Here is a 19,369-nt window from a genome sequence, read left to right on the forward strand (position 1 = left end):
CTGGAGTATTTATGCTTGATTATGCTGCCTTCCCGGAACAGCGCCAGGCGCTTATCTATCAGATCTTGCAGGAAAACGGCAGAGTCATTTGTTCCGAGCTCGCCAGTCGGCTAGGCGTTTCTGAACATACGATCCGCCGCGACCTACATGAGCTAAGTAAAGATGGCGTGTGTAAAAAGGTTTATGGCGGCGCGGTCATTGCCCTTCCTGAATCCGAAGACATCGCCGTACGCAAGAACATTAATGTGGCGAAAAAAAACAGTATCGCGCAGAGGTGCGCCCGGTTGGTCAAATCCGGCAGCTGCATTTTTATCGACACGGGCAGCACAAATTTAGCGATGGCTGAAGCTCTGCCCGCCGAACTGGCGTTAACCGTAGTGACCAACTCCCCAGAGATTGCCGCCGTTTTGCTGGAAAAACCGCTGTTTGAGGTCATCATGTTAGGCGGCGCGGTACAGAGATCCTCGGGTGGATGTGTGGGGGCCGCCGCCATCGCCCAAGTGCAGAACATCTTATTCGATCAGGGTTTTATTGGCGGTTGCGCGATGTCGCCAGAATCCGGCTTAACCGGATTTGATTATGCGGATTGCGAGTTCAAAAAAGCGGTAATCAAACAGTGCAATGAAACTATCGTCGCACTGACGGCGGAAAAGATCCCAGCCGTCGCCCGCTATGTCGTCGCCGAAAGCAGCAATATTGATGTGATTGTCGTGGAGGAAAATATCAGCAAAGAGTATGCCACGGCTTTCCAGGCGCATGACATTCGTATTTATACCGTATAACAGCGGCGGCGCGTTCGTTGCGTCGTTACTCAACGAAAGCTGACGACGCTAAACGTCGCCCCGGCCGTCAGCGCGGCGATCGCAGACAAACGATCCAGACGAATTTTTAGCGGATTGCCATTGTATTCCACCACCAGAAACTCTTCTTTATCTCTGGTGGTGCAGGTCGTCAACGCTGTGGCATTCATACACGAGCCATCGGTTAGCTCAATACGTAACCAATAATGGTACAGACAGGCGATCTCCAGATAATCGTGAAGTTCGCAATCTATAGGATGGTATTTTCCCGTCACATTCATAACGCCTCTTCCTTATTGCCGCGGATGTTCGGGAAATTGCTTACGCCACTTCCCGAACGCACCAGGTTATTTCAGCGCTTCAATGGGCGCGCCAAAATTGATATGCAGCACATTGCCGTCGATCACCAGCGCCGGAACGGACTTCACGCCAGCCTGTTCTGCTTCCGTAACCCGGCCAGGTTGCTCTCCCAGGTGAATAATATCGATTTCAACATCGGAGGACAGATGCTGAAGCAGCGCTTGTTCTGCGGAAACGCAAACCGGGCAACCGGCATGATAAAAACGGGCTTTAGTCATGATATATCTCCTTTTAAATTATAGTATCGATTCGATACTATAATTTATGCTACGCCACTTTTATGCTTTGTCAATATAGTTTTCAATCGATACTATATGTCGAGGAGGAAGTTGTTATGCACGACATGTCACTTTTCGATGTCCTGGACAGGCTTTCCAGCCTGACACGGATGTGGTTTCGCCAACATCCATTACTGGCGGATCTGCAACCTGTACAACTCAGCGCGTTAATGTATCTGGCCCGTTGCAACCGTTATTCCAATACGCCGCTTGGCGTAACGGACTACCTCGGCCTCACCAAAGGCACCGTATCGCAATCGCTGAAGCTGCTGGAAAGCAAAGGACTGATTGTTCGTAAGCAGGATGCCCGCGATAAACGCAGCGTACATTTACAGTTAACTGAATCAGCCGGTACGTTACTGGACGCCCTGCTCCCGCCAGCGTTTTTGGTGGCGGGTGAAACGGCGATGGGTGAACGCGCGACTGTACTTAAGGAGCTACTGTTTGAACTTTTACGTGGGATCCAGCGGACCAACAATGTGCCTGGCTTTGGACTTTGCCATAGCTGTCGCTTCCACCAAAAAACGGGTGGTCAGGGATATTGTAATCTGACGAAAGAGAGATTGAGTGAAGAGGATGCGTTGCTGATTTGCCGGGAGCACCAGCCCCCGGAAACTTAAAATGGCTGGTGGAAAATCACACCAGCCATTTTAACGCAGGCAAAAAAGTTGTCCGTTTTACGAGCTCGCGACGTTTTCTCCACGCTCAGTCATGGATTTTAACGCCAAGGCAGCCGCGAACGAATTCAGGGTTAAAGTGCTTCACCGCCTCACCCACATAGCCTAAATCCAGCGCACTGATTTGCGCCATTTCGCTATCCGTGAGTGAGAAATCCCAGATGGCAAAATTCTCTGCAATACGCTCCTGCCGGGTGGATTTAGGAATCACCGTGACGCCGCGCTGCACGTTCCAGCGCAGAACGACCTGAGCAACCGTTTTTTGATGGGCATCCGCAATCCCCTGGAGCATTTCATCTTCATACGGTTTATGCCTGCCACCGCCTAACGGCGCCCAGGCTTCAGGCTGAACGTTGTAGCGCTTCATGGTTTCGATAGCTACAGGTTGCGCAAAGTAAGGATGTAATTCGACCTGGTTCACCATCGGCTTAATTCTGACGGTTTCACAGAAGTTAGCTAATACATGCGCATAGAAGTTGGAGACGCCAATGGCCTTCAGTTTACCGACTTCATAAGCCTCTTCCAGCGCGCGCCAGGCGCTGAAATAATCGCCCATGGCCTGATGCAATAAATAAAGATCAATATATTCCAGGCCCGATTTTTTCAGCGACGCCTCAATACCGGCTTGAGCCATATCGTAGTTGGCCATATCCTGGACCCACAGCTTAGAAGTGATAAATAACTCCTCGCGGGTACACAGACCTTCGGCAATGGCTGCACGAACCGCCTCACCCACGGCATCTTCATTGCTGTACACGGCTGCGGTATCGATAAGGCGGTAACCGGTACGAATAGCGCTTAATACTGACTGCTTACACTCTTCTTTATCGGTGACCTTAAAAACGCCAAAACCAACCATCGGCATTCTGCAGTTGTTACTTAGTACTGAGTATTCCACGGCCAAGCCCCTGTCATGTTAAAACACCATATTAGGCCAGAAACCCCGCCGTGATTACCCAGTCATCTCTGATTTGACCTATGCATGTAATTCATTAATACAGACGAGGTTATTCTGTTGAAGATACGGCAAGAAGGGATAAGGGCGACGACATCACTCTTGCTGAACGTATCAGAACGGGCTTGGCTGAGTGGAGCGCGTACCCTTTGTTTATTCTCAGGGCTGCCCGGCAGTGGCGCTCTTTGCCCATGCCGGTAACCAGCTACTTCTTAATCAGTGCTTCACAATATACATTGTGCGACTGTATGCGACATCTTCCGGGTTAGTAATCGGGTACCCTTTCAGCCAAGGTTTAATTAACCGCCCGTTGGTATACTGATAAATTGGTGCAATAGGTGCCTGTTCCATCAGAATTTTCTCTGCCGTATTATAATCCGCATTCCGCGCCTTCTCGGTATTTTCCAACGTAGCCTGAGTTAAAACTTTATCGTATGCCGGATTATTAAAGCGGGAGATATTGCCCGTATGGGTCGATGTTAATAGCGACAGGAACGTCGAAGGCTCATTGTAGTCCCCCACCCAGGAAGCGCGGATCACATCAAAATTGCCGGTATTACGGCTGTCGATATAGGTTTTCCACTCCTGATTCTGCAGTTTTACGTCAACGCCGAGATTCTTCTTCCACATAGAAGCCACAGCGATAGCAATCTTTTGGTGGTTTTCAGAGGTGTTGTACAGCAGCGTCAGTTTCAGCGGCTTCTGTGGACCATAGCCTGCCGCACGCAACAGCGTTTTCGCCTGAGCATTCAACTCTTCCTGACTCATTTGCTCAAACGGCGAAGGTTCAGGTACAAATCCTGCCGTAACATCCGGCGTAAAATGCCATGCGGGCTTCTCGCCGGTACCCAATACTTTCTCCGCCATCAAACGACGATCGATCGTCATGCTGAGCGCCAGACGCACGCGGGAATCAGCAGTCGGTCCCTTCTGGGTATTGAAGGCATAATAGTAAGTGCCAAGCTGAGGCGGGGTATAAACCTGGCCCGGAATATCCTTCAACAGTTTCTGATACATGTTTTTCGGAAAGGATTCAGTGATATCAATATCACCCGCAAGGTAGCGCTTGGTGGCTGCCGATTCCTGATTAATGGGCAGGAAGGTAACTTTCTGCAGAACCGTTTTGCCGTTGTCCCAGTAATGCGTATTCGGTACAACGACCAGTTTTTCATTTACGACGCGATCTTTGAGCACATAGGCGCCGTTACCAATCAAATTCCCCGGTTTGGTCCACTCTTTGCCGCTTTCGACGTTGGCTTTTTGTACCGGATAAAATGCAAAACTTGCCGTCAGGTTGGCAAACCAGGGGAGCGGTTTATCCAGCTGAACTTTCAATGTACGCGCATCGACTGCGCTAACGCCAAGCTTATCAGGCGTTGCTTTGCCATCGATGATCGCCTGAGCATTGCTAATACCCGCCAGCGCAGCAAACCACGCAAACGGTGATAGTGTTTTGGGATCAACCAGACGCTGCCAGCTGTAGACAAAATCCTGCGCCGTTACCGGTGTACCATCGGACCATTGCGCGTTGTCGCGTAGCGTAAACGTCCAGATGCGGTTATCGTTACTTTTCCACTGGGTGGCGACGCCAGGAACAATTTCTCCCTTCTCATTCTGATTGACCAACCCTTCAAATAAATCACGAATAACCTGAATTTCAGGAAGTCCGACGGCCTTTGCCAGATCAAGTGACGCCGGTTCATCTTTTATATGCCGCACCAGTTCTTGTTTCTCTGCCAGTACCGTTCCGCTGGGAACATCAGCAGCCCAGGATAAGGAAATGCTGCTAACCAACAGCGCACAACAGGTTACTGAAACAGAATGCTGCATAAAATACCCTCAATTCCGGCTACTAAGTGAATGTGTAATTATTTGTATCGCCAGCAGGAAATGCAATTAACTTCCGACAAGAAAGTGATATTACACCTGAAAAGATAAGTGTGTGAAAACGATTTGATTATCCATACATTTTGCACAACACTGCGAGTAACTATTCGAGCATTCAGAGATGACTATGACCGCTACCCGTCCCCGTGCCGTGCGCGGCGCATTTCCACCAGGAACCGAACATTACGGACGTTCATCGTTAGGCGCACCGCTAATCTGGTTTCCTGCGCTGGCAGCCGATCGTGAAAGCGGCCTGATACTGGCAGGTACACACGGTGATGAAAACTCATCGGTCGTCACCCTTTCCTGCGCATTGCGTACGCTTAACCCTTCCCTGCGTCGTCATCATGTTGTGCTGGCGGTGAACCCCGACGGTTGCCAGCTTGGGCTACGCGCAAATGCGAACGGCGTAGATCTTAACCGTAACTTTCCTGCCGCAAACTGGAAAGCGGGTGAAACGGTGTATCGCTGGAACAGTAGCGCAGAAGAACGCGACGTGGTATTGCTGACCGGCGAGCATCCGGGGTCAGAACCAGAAACCCAGGCGCTGTGTCAGCTTATTCACCGGATTCATCCCGCCTGGGTGGTGTCTTTCCACGATCCGCTGGCCTGTATTGAAGATCCCAGACGCAGCGAATTGGGCGCGTGGCTGGCGCAGTCATTTGAGTTGCCCCTGGTTACCAGCGTAGGTTATGAAACTCCCGGCTCTTTTGGTAGCTGGTGTGCCGACCTGAACTTGCACTGTATCACCGCCGAATTCCCGCCCATTTCATCCGATGAAGCGAGCGAGAAATACCTGCTGGCCATGTCCAATCTCCTGCGTTGGCACCCTAGAGATGAAGCTGTCCGGTCGTAAAATGCAGGGATGGCTCCGCGTCGCTGGCAAGCCAGGTAGGTCCATCGAGATCGGCAAAACTGACCTGCGGCGTGAGGGGTAACGCCGCACCAATCGCCCGGGATGTACACAACATGCAGCCAAGCATCAGCGCAAATCCCTGCTCGCAAGCATCAACGGCCAGCGCCAGCGCTTCGGTCAGGCCACCCGTTTTATCCAGTTTGATATTGACCATTTCATAGCGCCCGTGCAGCGCTTTCAGGCTGCTGCGGGTGTGGCAACTTTCATCTGCGCAGATCGGTAGTGGATGCACAAAATTCTCCAGCGCGGCATCATCCTGCGCCGGGAGCGGTTGTTCCAGCATCGCAACCCCTAAATCAGCCAGAAGCTGACAGCGCGCGGCCAGCCCCTCTGCCCGCCAGGATTCGTTAGCGTCGACAATGATCGTGGCATCAGGAACAGCCGCACGAATGGCAACCATCCGTTCGCTGATTAAACGCTCATCCAGTTTGACTTTCAGCAGTCTCGCCCCCTTCTCCCACAGTGCTGCCGCGCTCGCCGCCATCTGTTCCGGCGTACCAATCACCACCGTTTGCGCTGTCGTCACCACCTCCGCCAGTTCGCAACCCACCAGTTCAGCCAGAGACTGCTGCTGTTGACGCGCACTCAGATCCCACAACGCACAGTCCACCGCGTTACGCGCCGCTCCCGCTGGCAACAGCTTTTGCAGTTCTTCGCGCGTCAGTCCATTTTCCAGTTGTGGCGCAATACTCATAATTTGCGCCAGCACTGAGGCATCGCTTTCACCGTAGCGCGGATAAGGCGTACACTCTCCGATGCCTGTGACGCCATTTTCTTCCACTTCGACAACCACCACATGCGCTTCGGTTCTACTCCCACGGGCAATAACAAAGGGAGTGTGCAGCGGCCAGGCTTCCTCATATACCTTTACTGTTCTCATTCGTTTTCCTTAGTGCAGTCCCTGAAGCGGATATCCGCAAATAGCGTTTGCCGTGTTAACTGCTGATGGCATAAACTAGCCTCGACGTTAACTATATGTAAACAGGAAGATAACCATGTCACAAACCGTTCATTTCCAGGGCAACCCGGTTGCAGTCGCTGGCTCCATTCCTCAGGCAGGAAGCAAAGCTCAGGCTTTTACCCTTGTGGCTAAAGATCTGTCTGACGTTACGCTAGGCCAGTTTGCAGGCAAGCGCAAAGTACTGAATATTTTCCCAAGCATCGATACCGGCGTTTGCGCTGCATCGGTACGTAAGTTTAACCAACTGGCGACAGAAATCGACAATACCGTCGTACTGTGCATTTCAGCCGACCTGCCATTTGCCCACTCACGTTTTTGCGGTGCGGAAGGTCTGAGCAACGTTATCACGCTGTCCACCCTGCGCAATGCAGAATTCCTGAAAAACTACGGCGTTGAAATCGCTGAAGGCCCGCTGAAAGGCCTGGCCGCTCGTGCCGTGGTCGTTATCGATGAGAATGACAACGTCGTTTTCAGCCAGTTAGTTAATGAAATCACCAACGAGCCGGACTATGATGCGGCGCTGGACGTACTGAAAGCTTAAGCTGCGTCTGCATACAAAAATGCCTCCAGATGGAGGCATTTTCATTATCATCGTTACTCTTCGCTTTTTTTCTGCTGGCTCAGGCCATACTCGCGCAGTTTATTGGCTATTGCGGTATGGGAAACGCCAAGCCTTTTCGCCAGTTTACGCGTGCTGGGATAGTTCATATACAGTTGCGTCAGCACCGAGCGTTCAAAGCGGCTGGTAATTTCATCCAGCGAGCCTTCCATCACATCTTCTCCGACCGCAACCGTTGCTGCATCGTAATCCGGCAATAAAATATCCTGTGGCCGCAGCTCATACCCCTCCAACTGGGTCAACGCCCGATAGATGGCATTTTTAAGCTGGCGCACGTTACCCGGCCAGCCGTAGCGGGTTAACACCGTGCTGAGATCGGCGGATAATTTCGGGCGTGGTACGCCCTGTTCGTCGGCAAAACGCGCCACAAACAGTTCGGTAAGCGGCATGATATCTTGCGGACAATCGCGCAGCGGCGGCAGGTTGAGGGTCAGCACATTCAGACGATAATACAGATCTTCACGGAACAGTCCTTTCTGCACCAGCTCCACCAGGTTCTTTTGCGTGGCGCAAATCACACGCACGTCGACATGGACTTCATGATCTTCGCCAACCCGGCGGAAGGTCCCGTCATTGAGGAAACGCAACAATTTGGTCTGCATGCTCGGCGACATTTCGCCAATCTCATCCAGCAACACCGAGCCGCCGTTAGCCTGCTCGAAGAACCCTTTTTTACCTTCCCCTGCGTGACCAAACAGCTCGCTTTCGACCGCGTCTTCAGGAATCGACGCACAGTTCAGCGCCAAATACGGCTTCGCCGCGCGCGGGCTCGCCAGATGACAGGCGTGGGCAAAGAGATCCTTACCCGTACCGGTATTACCGGTGATTAGCAGGGGTGCGCTCAGCGTCGCCAACTTACGGGCCTGTTCTACGACATGCTTCATTTTGGCGCTGACGGCAATAATCTGGCTAAACGCGCTCAGATCCTGCGTGGTCATATTTTGCAGCTGACGCCCCATCCGGATGGTGGAACGCAGCATAACGACGGCTCCCGTCAGCATTTGCTCCTGATTTTCACCCTGCAAATGGACTGGCGTAATTTCCATCAGGAAATTCTGTCCGTTAATCACGACATGCTCGCTATGCGAATCCTGCGGATTGCTTTCGAGCCAGCGCTGGAAGTTAAAGCCATTGATTAACTGGGCGGCAGTATGATTACGCATCCGCTCCTGAGAGTGAGCAAAAAGCTGACAGCTCGCAGGGTTCGCCATCTCAATTTTGCTTTTCATATCCAGAGAAAGAACGGGTTCAGGCAATGCCTCAAGCAGCGCGCTCAGTGCCAGATGTTCACGTTCGGAAGGCATCCAGGGCACGGTACGTACATCCGTAACCCCTGAAATACGGCGGATTTCAGCCATCAGGCTACTGAAGTTGGTGAACTCCAGTTCCGCAAAATTAAGGTAAATACGCCCGATGGGGTCAATCTCGATACCGCGTAAATCAATGCTTCTCAGCACCAGTAAATCGAGCAATTCGCGGGTCAGACCAAGTCGGTCTTCACAAAAGACTTCCAAACGCATAGGAACCTTCACCTGGACAAGGGATTATGTGTTAAATGATAAGACAGTATTTGGTTTGCAGGAAGAACTCTGTCAACAAATATTGACAGCACGCCGGAAAATAGGGGGCCGCGGCGTAAAGTTATACGATCGGCACCCTCTTCTGGCTAACTTTCACGCGGAGACTTGTTCTTTTGTAAGGTCTCTTTGACCTGACCAATCAACTGGCGGCGAAAATCCCCAAGGCGTGGTTTATCGTCATCGATCCACGGGAGCGGACGGCAGAGTTCCATCGCTTTAATACCCAGACGCGCCGTTAACAGCCCGGCACCAATACCCTGCGCAGCACGTGTGGATAAGCGCGCCGCCAGATCTTGCGACATCCAGTCCATGCCAACCTCGCGGACCAATTCGCTGGCGCCGGCAAAGGCGATATTCAGCAGCACCAGCCGGAACAGACGCAGACGACTGTAATACCCGAGCTCAATGCCATACAGCGAGGCAATACGATTAATCAGCCGCAGATTGCGCCAGGCGATAAATGCCATATCCACCAGCGCCAGCGGGCTGACGGCAATCATCAGCGTGGACTCCGCCGCAGAACGGCTAATTTCGCGTCGCGCCTGCGCGTCCAGCACAGGTTGCACAAGATGGGCATACAGGCTGACGACTTCACGATCGTTTTGCGTTTCGTGGATAGAGGCATACCAGCGCTGTAAAGCCGGATGCGACTGATCGATACCCGCCTGCTGCGCCAGCTTTTCACAAAATGCGCGACCTTTTCCTGTTCCGTGGCTATGAAGCAGGTCTCGCGCTTCATCACGTTCATGCGCTCGCTGGCGCAAACGCCACAACCTGCGCCACTCGGTCACCACCGACCCCACGCCCGCGCCGACGATCAGCGCGCCCGCGGCGCACCCTCCCAGCGCGATCCAATCCTGGGTCTGCCAGGCGTTCATGGTCCACTGCACGCCCTGTGCGACAACGCTCACGCCGAACAGCGCCAGTCCGCCCATCACCATTTTGCGCCACAAACTGCGTTTAGGACGCAAGGCAGCATCAATCACCGCTTCTGCCTGACCTTCGTCTTCCAGAGGCTCATCCAGTGTCGCCGGAGCAAAGGTCTGCGCTTCCGTTTCATTGAACATTTGCTGCGCTTTAAACGCCGGGTTTTGTTCCACGTCTAGCGGACCTGAAAAATCGATACGCGGTTTTAACGGCTCGCTCATCGCAATTTATCTCCTATTAAAAACTCCAGCGCGGCATCAAGACGGATATGCGGTAAGGGTTTATCAACATCCATCACCTGCGGGCGAAATGCTTCAAACTGAAATCCCTGGCTGTCCCAAAACGCTTGCCCTGGCAGCCGCGCGGGCACTTCGCCGGGATAGACGGTCAGCGGTTCGCCATCGCTCAGGCGATTGCCACGCAGCGCCGGGATCTTTTCGCCTTTCACATCAATCAGGCCGCTGGTGGTTGCCTGTACCGATGCCAGGCCCAGACAATCCATGCTAATACCTTCGAACGCGGCGTTTTGCCAGGCATCCTGAATCAGTTGCTGGAGCAACGACACCATATTGGCGTGCTGATCGACCGTGACATGGTCAGCTTTGGTGGCGGCAAACAGCAGTTTGTCGATCACCGGAGAGAACAACCGACGAAACAGCGTACGCTGCCCGTAATGGAAGCTTTGCATCAATTGGGTCAGCGCCAGACGCATATCATTGAACGCCTGTGGCCCGCTGTTGAGCGGTTGCAGGCAATCCACCAGTACAATCTGGCGATCAAAACGCAGGAAGTGATTCTTATAAAAACCCTTCACAACCTTTTCGCAATAGTAATTAAACCGCTCGCGCAACATGCCTGCGTTGGTGTGTTTGTCCGCCTGCGCCAGCTTAGACTCACCGTATTCTTCCACATTCGGCCACGGGAAGAATTGCAGCGCAGGCGCACCCGCCATATCTCCCGGCAGGACAAAGCGTCCTGGCTGAATAAAATGCAGCCCCTGCTGTTTACACTGATGCAAATACTCCGTCCACGCGGCGGCGATTTCCGCCAGACGGTTTTCATCGGCAGGCGCTAACGGATCTAATCCTTGACTGAGCTGTCGCCATCTGGTCGACCATTCGCCCCGCTGACCTTGTAATAATCCGGTCATTTGCCGCGACCAGCTCAGGTAATCCTGCGCCAGCATCGGTAGATCGAGCAGCCACTCGCCCGGATAATCAACGATCTCCAGGTACAGCGTGGAAGTGTCTTTGAAGTGGCGCAGCAAAGAGTCATTGGACTTATAGCGCAGGGCCAGGCGAATCTCACTCACCCCGCGCGTTGGTGTCGGCCAGGCTGGCGGAGAACCATACAGCTGAGCCAGTCCCTCATCATAGGTAAAGCGCGGAATGCCAAAATCACGTTGAGGAACCCGTTTAACGCCGAGCAGACGCTCTTCGCGCACGCAGCTGAGCAACGGCAGGCGCGCACCGGCATGAATATTGAGTAACTGGTTTACCATCGCGGTGATAAACGCCGTCTTACCGCTACGGCTAAGCCCGGTGACAGCCAGGCGCAAATGTCGATCTACACCGCGATTAACCAGCGAATTGAGTTCATTTTTAAGTCGCTTCATCGCCATCCCGTTATGCTGAAGGAACCGAAGAAATTATAACAAACAGGAAGTAAAGATTGGGGGCAATTCTTATTTATCAACTACCTGAGCGGTGTCAGACGGCATTATTCCTGCCGCCTGTTGCAGAAGAAATGCGGGTGGTTTAGTTCTTCTCTACTTTTGGCAGCGCGATCTGGTTGATCCCACCTTCATTCGTCACCTGCGTGTAGCCCATTTCAACAAGCATATCCTTCGCCTGTCCCGATTGACGCCCGGAGTTACAATACAGCTTCACGGTGTCGGTCTTATCAGGCACTTCTGTTGCGATACGCGCCTTCATCACTTTTAACGGAATGTTGACGGCACCCTGAATATGCTGCTGTTGGTATTGCTCAGGAACACGAACATCAATCCAGTGTTCGGCAGCGTAAACCGGCATACCAATGACCAGTGCCAACGCTAATACGCCTTTTTTAAACATAATATCTTCCTGATCGAGAGTTGGATTTCACTACAACACTATACGCCAGTTCTTAAGAAAATATTGCGACTCCATTATCATCGCACACGCCAGCAGATCACATTGCTCTTCAGGTAACACATTGTGCGGTGTGCCTTTTGATTTTTCTGTCTGCATTCCGTGATTGTTGTCATTCGGCAGTGAACTCCATAATATGTCCGCCATTGACTCTCGGACGGAGCTTGGGATCTATGTCTCCTACCATTTATGATATTGCACGAGCCGCTGGCGTATCAAAATCTACGGTATCGCGCGTGCTGAATAAGCAAACCAACATCTCGCCGGAAGCGCTGGAAAAAGTGCTGCGTGCGATTGATGAGTTACAGTATCAGCCTAATAAACTGGCTCGGGCACTCACCTCTTCCGGCTTTGACGCAATAATGGTGATATCGACTCGTTCTGCCAAAACAACCGCCGGTAATCCCTTTTTCTCTGAAGTGCTGCATGCTATTACGGCCAAAGCCGAAGAAGTTGGTTTTGATGTCATATTACAGACGTCGCGAAGCACCGAAGATGATTTACAAAAATGTGAGAGTAAAATTAAGCAAAAATTGATCAAAGGCATCATTATGCTGAGTTCTCCCGCTGATGAATCATTTTTTGCAAGACTGGATAAATACAACGTTCCGGTCGTGGTTATTGGTAAAGTGGAAGGTGAGTACGCCAATGTCTATTCTGTAGACACTGATAATTATCGCGACAGCATTACATTGACAAATGCGCTTATTGAGAGCGGCCACAGTAATATTGCCTGTTTACATGCCCCGCTTGACGTTCATGTTTCCATTGATCGCGTCAATGGGTATAAAGCCAGCCTTCAGGAACATAACATTCAAATACGCGATGAGTGGATTATTGATGGGGGTTATACTCATGAAACAGCCCTGCTCGCTTCGCGGAAATTACTGAGTCAACAACCGTTACCCGACGCAGTATTTGCCACCGACAGTTTAAAATTAATGAGTTTATATCGCGTGGCGGCTGAGAAAAATATCGCCATTCCGCAACAGCTTGCCGTTGTAGGCTACAGTAATGAACTGCTGTCATTTATGCTGACACCCGTGCCGGGAGGCATTGATGTCCCAACTCAGCAGCTCGGCGAACAAAGCTGTAATTTATTATTTAATCTGATTGCCGGTGAGAAAGGATTGCAGAACATCACCGTGAGCACGCAAATATCGTTAGCCGACTCACTGGTGTAAAAACAGGGGCATAACAATGCCCCTGCACATTTTAGAATGCGTAATTCACACCAATACCCGCATAATGGAATCTGTCGCTTTCACCTTCGTCATGATCTTCCCATTCATAGGCATATTCCAGGGTCATTGATAAACCATTCTGGAAATCATAGGCATACAGTAAACCAAGACGATTGAAATCATGCCCTTCGCGTTCCGGATCATCCTGCCAGTCCCAGTTTGACCAACGATCAAGTCCAATACGGGTGTACGGCGTCAGGGTGGTATTGCCGAAAGATAACGGTAAGTAAGCACGAATTTCCTGGGTTGAGAACTCACCATTATTACGCGATTCCGCCAGATTAAAGCCGCGTTCGAGATAATAGTTGACCGTTAAGCCCACCGTATCGTTGAAGGTATAATTCAGACCGGTTTCGCTTTCAACGCGACTATCGGAGTAACCTGTGGTACTCAAGTCATTGACGAATTGATACATTGCCAACCAGCCGCTAAAACGCAAATCGTCAGTAAGTTTAATATCCCAGTCCGGCTGAACTTTCCAGCGCTGCATATTTGCAGTGTCTTTTCCTGGTTCATTAACATAGTGATAGCCGTAATTACGGAAACCACCGGTCAATCCGAAATTAACATCCTCGCTTTCGAGGAATTGATAGCGAACTTCCAGTTCCGGGCGATCAAACCAGGTACCGCGTTTACCCTCGCTATAATCAACCGGGCCTTCCTGATAATAGGCCAGAGATATTTTCCATGGCCCATTGGACGCATTAAAATAGACAGACGGCTCAGCCAGTCCATCCATATCTTCGCCCTGACCTTCAACGTTTTCTATTTCGTACATGGCACCAATATTAAAGTGCCAGTCATTCTTTTCAGCGGCCTGCGCGCAGGCCACTCCTGCGCTCATCATCAGCGCAGTAGCGGACAGTAGGGTTTTCATTATTATTCCTTGTTAAAATACTCGCAAAAATGCCCCAAGGTTTGGGGGGTATCCCCCCGGAGTTTTATTGAATAGCCACTTCAGTTTCAGCATCAAAGAAATGGCATTTCGCCATATCAAAATGAATAGTGATATTTTCTCCTGCGTGATAATCATTCACTGCCCCGGCACGGACCACCAACTCATGCCCCCCAATAACGGTATAAAGCATAAACTCAGCGCCAGTTAGTTCTGCCACGCTAATTTTTGCCGATACATTATTTTCATTATTAAGCTGCGGATGTATATCTTCAGGACGAATACCCAGTATAACGGCCTGATGCTCATAACCCTGCGCTTTTAACTGTGCTAATTTATTTTCGGGAATGGTTAATTTCAGCGTTTCGGTAACAAATTTATTACCATCAATCGCGCCACGAATAAAATTCATGGCCGGTGAACCAATAAATCCGGCGACGAACATATTTGCCGGGTGGTTATAAACCGTTTTAGGTGCGCCAACCTGTTGAACAATGCCATCCTTCATAATCACAATACGCGTTGCCATCGTCATGGCTTCGGTTTGATCATGGGTAACATATATCATGGTGGTATTCAGTTTCTGATGCAGTTTGCTAATTTCTGCCCGCATCTGCACGCGAAGTTTGGCATCGAGATTCGATAAAGGCTCATCCATCAGGAAGACCCCAGCCTCACGAACAATCGCACGTCCCAGCGCCACGCGCTGACGCTGACCGCCAGATAACGCGCCAGGTTTACGCTGCAGATAATCGCGCAGGCCAAGGATTTGCGCCGCCCAGTTCACGCGCTCCTCAATCACTGCCGGAGCAATTTTCTGCATCTTCAGGCCAAACGCCATATTGTCATAGACGGTCATGTGCGGGTACAACGCGTAGTTCTGAAAAACCATCGCAATATTGCGCGATTTCGCCGGCACATCATTCATCCGTTTACCGTCAATCAGCAGATCGCCGCCGCTGATCTCTTCCAGGCCGGCGATCATGCGCAACGTCGTTGACTTCCCGCAACCGGAAGGCCCAACAAAAACAATAAACTCTTTGTCTTCAATTTCCAGATTGAAGTCTTTAACGACGTGCACCTGGTTGTCGTAAATTTTTTGAATATGCTGCAACGAAAGCTGTGCCATGTTGAATCCTTTACTTGTCGTGTTGCCAGAAAGCCGATAAGCACGGCCACGTCAAAAATTCGGTTGAAGGAAGCTGCAAGCTTGCCCCGTTCAGCCCCGTACCGATGCCAACGGAGAGCATGCCGCAGGCGTTGATCGCATCAACGCCCGCTTGTGCATCTTCTATGCCAATGCACTGCTGCGGGTCAACGCCAAGCCCCGCACAGGCCGCCAGAAATATTTCCGGATCCGGTTTTGAATGGGTTATCAGCGCTGCATCCGCACAAAAGTCAAAACAAGCGCTAAGATCAAGCGCCTGTAAAATAGTGGGCGCATTGAGCGACACTGAGGCCAACCCAACCGGAATCCGCTCTTCCCGTAACGTCATTAACAGCTCGCGAATCCCAGGCAATACTGAGTCGACCGTTAACTGGCGCAAAGAATGGACGTACAGCCGGTTCTTTCTCTCAGCCAATTGTGCGCAAGTCTCCGGAGTAAACTCCCCCGCCTTCCCGCCGTGGTGCAAAATACGCTGCAGTGATTCGCTGCGACTAATCCCTTTCAGGCTGTCATTAAATGCTTCGTCGATCGCAATCCCTACTTCGTTGGCTACCTGCCGCCATGCCAGAAAATGCAAATGTGCGGTATCGGTAATCACGCCGTCCAAATCAAAAATGATGGCCTGTGGTTTGAGTATCATTCATCATCCTTTTTTGTGGTAGCGGTCCCATAAATAGACGTAATAACACCGTCATAAGTAATCGCTGACGCCCCCTGGACGGCGATCTTTTCGCCATTAACCCACAAGGTAATACGCTCAGTGGTGCTAATGCGGATTTCAGCTTTATTGATAGTGACCTGCATATCAACACCCTGCCAACGCAGTGGGAAAGACAGAGTTTGCCAATGGTCAGGTAATGCAGGGGCAAAATGTAACTCCCCGTGGCGAACATTCACGCCGGCAAATCCCTGGATTGCACCCAGCCAGATGGCCCCCGTCGCCGCTGCGTGAATACCGTCATCACAGCTATGTGGATCGTCTCCGAGATCGATAAGCGATCCTTCACGCCAGAAGCGATATCCCTGCTCTGAATCACCACAACGCGCAGCCACAATCCCATGGATAGCCTTACTCAAAGACGAGTCATGAATGGTGCGCGGCTCGTAAAACCGCAGGTTCGCCAGACAGATTTGCGGGGTAAATTGCTCCGGCAGCATATAGGTCAGCATCACCACATCGGCCTGTTTGAGAATTTGCATCTCATTGACCTCTGCGCGGGAGTAATCGAGCAAAATCGTCTGCTTGCCCGCTTTCGCTTTGTAACTGGACAGATCGATAACCGGTTTGCTCAGGAAGCTGTCATCCTGAGGTAACACACCATCGGACAACGCTTCCGGACGCCAGAGATGGCGTAAAAAATGCTCAGCACGATGAATAAAGGTCTCATCGTTACAGCCCAGGCGACGCGCAAAATCCAACGCCTGCTCCACGTTGTACCAGGCCATGTAGTTGGTGAACGCATTATTGTTCACATGCTCGGTGTATTCATCCGGGCCAATAACATCGTGGATCTCTAAACGGTCATTAACCATAACGGCTCTGCTGATCCAGAACTTTGCTGTTTCCAGAAGCAGCGTTATACCTTCACGGGACATAAAGTTCATATCCCCGGTGGCATGCCAGTAATTGATCACCGCCCAGGCAATATCCGCCACGAGATGATGCTCAGCCTGTGCGGAGGCCACTTTCTGCCGCAGCCCGGTACGAATGTTGATCGCCGCGAATTCAGGCGTCTCTTCCTCACCGCTGCGCGCGCTCTCCCAGGGAAACAGCGCCCCCTGCCAACCGTTGCGGCGGGCTTTCTCACGCGCGCCCGACAAATTATGCCAGCGGTAACGCAATAAACTTCTTGCGGTTTTCGGCTCGGTGAAGAGATGGAACGGTAACAGAAAGACCTCGGTATCCCAGAAAACGTGGCCTTTATACCCTTCTCCCGTCAGACCTTTCGCTGCAATACTGCTGCGCTCATCGTGATCTGGCGTCATTACACGCAAATGATAGAGCGCATAATCCAGCGCTCGCTGATCGCTCATATCATTACTGGTGACCTGAACGCGATGGCTTTGCCACCAGGCATGCCAGTTGGCGGTCGATTCCGCCAGCAGCGCGTCATATCCCTGCTGGGCGTACGCTTCCAGATTACGCAGCGACTGGCGTCCCCAGGTCTCCAGCGACAGGCTGCGCTCGCTCGCCCAGTCGATCCAGCTAATTTTCGTCAGCGTAACGCGCTGCCCGGTTTTCGCCTGCACGCTATTGTGTTGTAACAACCGACGTTCTTTCGCGGTGAAGCAGCGCTGCGCCGTACCGTCTACGTCGCAAAACGTCGTGATCGCGATATCGTTACGATTGTCCTGGGTGGTGTAAATGCCTTGCAGAAGATGCTGACCAAATACCCGGACCTGCGTTTCATCCAGATGCTGACGTCCGTGATTGGTGATCGTGGCATCAATCCCGGTTGAGATGCCAATGAAGGCATCACCACCCAATGGGGTAACAGCAACTTCCATAGCAAACAGCGGCAGTTGTTGCGCCGAGACAAACCGCCGACTCTCAATAGCGAAACGTGCACCGCCAGGCGCTCGCCAGACCAGGGCACGGCGTAATTCACCGCTGGTAAAATCCAGTTCTCGGTGCCAGCTCTCAATCACGCCGCTGGTTAGCGAGAAAATCTCGCCATTAAGCGTAATCTCCACGCCCACGACATCCGGCAGATTAACCAGTTCATTAATTTCGCCTTTCCCTGCCCGATGATACAGTCCCGCAATATACATGCCGCGAGTCTGTAAAGTGTAGGCTTCTTCATGGCTGGCGCGAATTCCCATATAACCGTTGCCGGTCGTCATGAGTGAAGCGAATTTATTCAGACTGTGTGGGCAAAAAGCCGGTTCGGTTAGCATTACTGGCTTCGTCATAAGTCTACATATGTTCCTGTTTCAGCCGATTCATACAGTGCGGCAACCAGTTGTTGAATAACGACGCCCTGCTCTGCGTCCGCAATAGCGACAGGCTCGCCCTGTACGTGATTTACGAAAGACTCCATGCTGCGAAAGTGACGATTGTCATCGGCTATTTCGCGCTGGAACAGCACATCCAGCGTTCCGTCACGATCGGTATAGACCTGCGCCGGAAATAAGGTCGCCCCGGCAAGATCGCCACAGAAATTGACGTTCATAATCGATTGTTCAGGAATATTCAGCGCGAAAGAGGTCTCAAGGCGCAGGATCCCGCCGTTATGAAATTCGATCGTGCCGAACAGAGAATCCTCAACGGTGTACGTCGCGGGATCCCATTCCCCAAACTGGCCGCTGTTCTTACGCGTACCAATACGTTGATAGCTGTGCGCGTTAACGCGCTTTACCGCCGGGAAGCCCAACACATACATCGCGGCATCAAGCATATGGATACCGATATCAATCAGCGGCCCGCCGCCCTGCAGTTCCTTGTTGGTAAAAACACCCCAGCCGGGTACGCCGCAGCGGCGCAAGGCGCGGACATTAGTGACATAGATTTCACCCAGCACGCCGCTCATTACCTGTTCGCGAAGCAATTGTGTATCCAGTGCGAAACGATGATGAAAATCGTAAGCCAGTACCTTCCCCATCCGCCGCGCCGTTTGACACATCTCCAGCGCCTCGTCTGGCGTCATGGCTGGGGGCTTTTCGCACATCACATGGCAGCCGGCGTTCAGCGCCAACATGGTGTGTTCATAATGAAAACGATTGGGCGAACAGATGCTGACGATATCTGGCTTAGCCTCGCGTAACATCGTCTGAGGATCGTCCCAAACCTGCGGATTACCATATTTCTCTGCCAGCACCTGCGCCTGTGACAGGCGGCTGTCACAGACAGCCACCAGTTCCAGATCGTTGCGGGTGCAGTAGTACGAAGCATGAACTTTATCCGCTACCTGCCCGGCGCCGATAATGGCGACACGTAGCGGAGCGCTTGTCAGTGCACTTTTCACGGAAA

At 51.7% G+C, this 19,369-nt stretch carries 19 protein-coding genes; 5 read left to right on the top strand and 14 right to left on the bottom strand.

Going from position 1 to position 19,369, the window contains the following annotated elements; translation table 11 throughout:
* Nucleotides 1-11 precede the first annotated feature (11 nt).
* Nucleotides 12-782 (top strand): DeoR/GlpR family DNA-binding transcription regulator, encoded by a 771-nt coding sequence (locus tag FDX14_RS22315; RefSeq protein WP_042308165.1) that lies wholly within the window; start codon nucleotides 12-14, stop codon nucleotides 780-782.
* 29 nt (nucleotides 783-811) lie between these two features.
* Here the strand turns inward: FDX14_RS22315 and FDX14_RS22320 are convergent, their stop codons facing one another.
* Both FDX14_RS22320 and FDX14_RS22325 read right to left on the bottom strand, forming a co-directional pair.
* The gene (locus tag FDX14_RS22320; protein WP_042308163.1) at nucleotides 812-1,081 is read right to left on the bottom strand and encodes a Rho-binding antiterminator; all 270 of its coding nucleotides are present in this window, start codon (nucleotides 1,079-1,081) and stop codon (nucleotides 812-814) included.
* 66 nt (nucleotides 1,082-1,147) lie between these two features.
* Nucleotides 1,148-1,378 carry a glutaredoxin family protein gene (locus FDX14_RS22325; RefSeq protein ID WP_137350269.1) on the bottom strand — a complete coding sequence of 77 codons (231 nt, stop codon included), beginning with the start codon at nucleotides 1,376-1,378 and terminating at the stop codon, nucleotides 1,148-1,150.
* Between the two features lie 116 nt (nucleotides 1,379-1,494).
* Here FDX14_RS22325 and FDX14_RS22330 point away from each other — a divergent pair, with 116 nt between their 5' ends.
* On the top strand, nucleotides 1,495-2,058 hold the full coding sequence (locus FDX14_RS22330; protein WP_137350270.1) for a MarR family winged helix-turn-helix transcriptional regulator: 564 nt from the start codon (nucleotides 1,495-1,497) through the stop codon (nucleotides 2,056-2,058).
* Nucleotides 2,059-2,143: 85 nt separating this feature from the next.
* Here FDX14_RS22330 and FDX14_RS22335 read toward each other — a convergent pair whose 3' ends face one another.
* Both FDX14_RS22335 and mppA read right to left on the bottom strand, forming a co-directional pair.
* Nucleotides 2,144-3,013, bottom strand: a complete 870-nt coding sequence (locus FDX14_RS22335) for an aldo/keto reductase (RefSeq protein ID WP_061381269.1) — start codon at nucleotides 3,011-3,013, stop codon at nucleotides 2,144-2,146.
* Between the two features lie 273 nt (nucleotides 3,014-3,286).
* On the bottom strand, nucleotides 3,287-4,900 hold the full coding sequence (gene mppA / locus FDX14_RS22340) for a murein tripeptide ABC transporter substrate-binding protein MppA (RefSeq protein WP_137350271.1): 1,614 nt from the start codon (nucleotides 4,898-4,900) through the stop codon (nucleotides 3,287-3,289).
* A 184-nt stretch (nucleotides 4,901-5,084) separates the two neighbouring features.
* On the opposite strand from mppA, the gene mpaA reads away from it, so the two are divergent.
* Nucleotides 5,085-5,813: a murein tripeptide amidase MpaA gene (gene mpaA, locus FDX14_RS22345; protein WP_061381267.1), complete on the top strand. Its 729-nt coding sequence runs from the start codon at nucleotides 5,085-5,087 to the stop codon at nucleotides 5,811-5,813.
* Here the strand turns inward: mpaA and ycjG are convergent.
* Nucleotides 5,788-6,753 (bottom strand): L-Ala-D/L-Glu epimerase, encoded by a 966-nt coding sequence (ycjG, locus tag FDX14_RS22350; RefSeq protein ID WP_137350272.1) that lies wholly within the window; start codon nucleotides 6,751-6,753, stop codon nucleotides 5,788-5,790. The two genes, mpaA and ycjG, sit on opposite strands and share 26 nt — an antisense overlap.
* Nucleotides 6,754-6,868: 115 nt before the next feature.
* Between ycjG and tpx the strand changes: the two genes are divergently transcribed.
* Nucleotides 6,869-7,375, top strand: a complete 507-nt coding sequence (tpx, locus tag FDX14_RS22355; protein WP_042308146.1) for a thiol peroxidase — start codon at nucleotides 6,869-6,871, stop codon at nucleotides 7,373-7,375.
* 53 nt (nucleotides 7,376-7,428) lie between these two features.
* Here tpx and tyrR read toward each other — a convergent pair whose 3' ends face one another.
* From tyrR to pspE, 4 genes are all read right to left on the bottom strand, one after another.
* Entirely contained in the window at nucleotides 7,429-8,973 is a 1,545-nt protein-coding gene (tyrR, locus tag FDX14_RS22360) for a transcriptional regulator TyrR (RefSeq protein WP_061381265.1), read from the bottom strand.
* Between the two features lie 146 nt (nucleotides 8,974-9,119).
* The gene (locus FDX14_RS22365) at nucleotides 9,120-10,181 is read right to left on the bottom strand and encodes a YcjF family protein (protein ID WP_137350273.1); all 1,062 of its coding nucleotides are present in this window, start codon (nucleotides 10,179-10,181) and stop codon (nucleotides 9,120-9,122) included.
* Nucleotides 10,178-11,575: a YcjX family GTP-binding protein gene (locus FDX14_RS22370; RefSeq protein ID WP_061381518.1), complete on the bottom strand. Its 1,398-nt coding sequence runs from the start codon at nucleotides 11,573-11,575 to the stop codon at nucleotides 10,178-10,180. The genes FDX14_RS22365 and FDX14_RS22370 overlap by 4 nt, the downstream gene beginning before the upstream one ends.
* A 142-nt stretch (nucleotides 11,576-11,717) precedes the next feature.
* Nucleotides 11,718-12,035, bottom strand: a complete 318-nt coding sequence (gene pspE / locus FDX14_RS22375; RefSeq protein ID WP_137350274.1) for a thiosulfate sulfurtransferase PspE — start codon at nucleotides 12,033-12,035, stop codon at nucleotides 11,718-11,720.
* A 230-nt stretch (nucleotides 12,036-12,265) separates the two neighbouring features.
* Between pspE and FDX14_RS22380 the strand changes: the two genes are divergently transcribed.
* The gene (locus FDX14_RS22380) at nucleotides 12,266-13,276 is read left to right on the top strand and encodes a LacI family DNA-binding transcriptional regulator (protein WP_042308138.1); all 1,011 of its coding nucleotides are present in this window, start codon (nucleotides 12,266-12,268) and stop codon (nucleotides 13,274-13,276) included.
* A 31-nt stretch (nucleotides 13,277-13,307) separates the two neighbouring features.
* On the opposite strand, the gene FDX14_RS22385 is transcribed toward FDX14_RS22380, so the two are convergent.
* The 5 genes from FDX14_RS22385 to ycjS form a co-directional block, all read right to left on the bottom strand.
* Entirely contained in the window at nucleotides 13,308-14,213 is a 906-nt protein-coding gene (locus FDX14_RS22385; protein ID WP_079224008.1) for an OmpG family monomeric porin, read from the bottom strand.
* A 64-nt stretch (nucleotides 14,214-14,277) separates the two neighbouring features.
* Nucleotides 14,278-15,360 (bottom strand): ABC transporter ATP-binding protein, encoded by a 1,083-nt coding sequence (locus FDX14_RS22390; RefSeq protein WP_042308134.1) that lies wholly within the window; start codon nucleotides 15,358-15,360, stop codon nucleotides 14,278-14,280.
* Between the two features lie 10 nt (nucleotides 15,361-15,370).
* Nucleotides 15,371-16,039, bottom strand: coding sequence for a beta-phosphoglucomutase (gene pgmB, locus FDX14_RS22395; RefSeq protein WP_042308133.1), 669 nt, complete (start codon nucleotides 16,037-16,039; stop codon nucleotides 15,371-15,373).
* Nucleotides 16,036-18,312: a glycoside hydrolase family 65 protein gene (locus FDX14_RS22400; protein ID WP_137350275.1), complete on the bottom strand. Its 2,277-nt coding sequence runs from the start codon at nucleotides 18,310-18,312 to the stop codon at nucleotides 16,036-16,038. Before FDX14_RS22400 ends, pgmB begins: the two co-directional genes overlap by 4 nt.
* The gene (ycjS, locus tag FDX14_RS22405; protein WP_061381259.1) at nucleotides 18,309-19,364 is read right to left on the bottom strand and encodes a D-glucoside 3-dehydrogenase; all 1,056 of its coding nucleotides are present in this window, start codon (nucleotides 19,362-19,364) and stop codon (nucleotides 18,309-18,311) included. The genes FDX14_RS22400 and ycjS overlap by 4 nt, the downstream gene beginning before the upstream one ends.
* Nucleotides 19,365-19,369: the final 5 nt, after the last annotated feature.

It is taken from the genome of Citrobacter sp. wls710 (assembly GCF_005281115.1).
In the GTDB taxonomy this organism is placed as follows: Bacteria; Pseudomonadota; Gammaproteobacteria; order Enterobacterales; family Enterobacteriaceae; genus Citrobacter; species Citrobacter werkmanii.

What these genes read in the sequence shown, in the direction of transcription:
- FDX14_RS22325 (WP_137350269.1), bottom strand. Translation starts at nt 1,378, where the DNA reads ATGACTAAAGCCCGTTTTTATCATGCCGGTTGCCCGGTTTGCGTTTCC.
- mpaA (WP_061381267.1), top strand. Translation starts at nt 5,085, where the DNA reads ATGACCGCTACCCGTCCCCGTGCCGTGCGCGGCGCATTTCCACCAGGA.
- FDX14_RS22315 (WP_042308165.1), top strand. Translation starts at nt 12, where the DNA reads ATGCTTGATTATGCTGCCTTCCCGGAACAGCGCCAGGCGCTTATCTAT.
- pspE (WP_137350274.1), bottom strand. Translation starts at nt 12,035, where the DNA reads ATGTTTAAAAAAGGCGTATTAGCGTTGGCACTGGTCATTGGTATGCCG.
- FDX14_RS22365 (WP_137350273.1), bottom strand. Translation starts at nt 10,181, where the DNA reads ATGAGCGAGCCGTTAAAACCGCGTATCGATTTTTCAGGTCCGCTAGAC.
- pgmB (WP_042308133.1), bottom strand. Translation starts at nt 16,039, where the DNA reads ATGATACTCAAACCACAGGCCATCATTTTTGATTTGGACGGCGTGATT.
- tpx (WP_042308146.1), top strand. Translation starts at nt 6,869, where the DNA reads ATGTCACAAACCGTTCATTTCCAGGGCAACCCGGTTGCAGTCGCTGGC.
- mppA (WP_137350271.1), bottom strand. Translation starts at nt 4,900, where the DNA reads ATGCAGCATTCTGTTTCAGTAACCTGTTGTGCGCTGTTGGTTAGCAGC.
- FDX14_RS22330 (WP_137350270.1), top strand. Translation starts at nt 1,495, where the DNA reads ATGCACGACATGTCACTTTTCGATGTCCTGGACAGGCTTTCCAGCCTG.
- FDX14_RS22400 (WP_137350275.1), bottom strand. Translation starts at nt 18,312, where the DNA reads ATGACGAAGCCAGTAATGCTAACCGAACCGGCTTTTTGCCCACACAGT.
- ycjG (WP_137350272.1), bottom strand. Translation starts at nt 6,753, where the DNA reads ATGAGAACAGTAAAGGTATATGAGGAAGCCTGGCCGCTGCACACTCCC.
- FDX14_RS22320 (WP_042308163.1), bottom strand. Translation starts at nt 1,081, where the DNA reads ATGAATGTGACGGGAAAATACCATCCTATAGATTGCGAACTTCACGAT.
- tyrR (WP_061381265.1), bottom strand. Translation starts at nt 8,973, where the DNA reads ATGCGTTTGGAAGTCTTTTGTGAAGACCGACTTGGTCTGACCCGCGAA.
- FDX14_RS22380 (WP_042308138.1), top strand. Translation starts at nt 12,266, where the DNA reads ATGTCTCCTACCATTTATGATATTGCACGAGCCGCTGGCGTATCAAAA.
- FDX14_RS22385 (WP_079224008.1), bottom strand. Translation starts at nt 14,213, where the DNA reads ATGAAAACCCTACTGTCCGCTACTGCGCTGATGATGAGCGCAGGAGTG.
- FDX14_RS22370 (WP_061381518.1), bottom strand. Translation starts at nt 11,575, where the DNA reads ATGAAGCGACTTAAAAATGAACTCAATTCGCTGGTTAATCGCGGTGTA.
- FDX14_RS22390 (WP_042308134.1), bottom strand. Translation starts at nt 15,360, where the DNA reads ATGGCACAGCTTTCGTTGCAGCATATTCAAAAAATTTACGACAACCAG.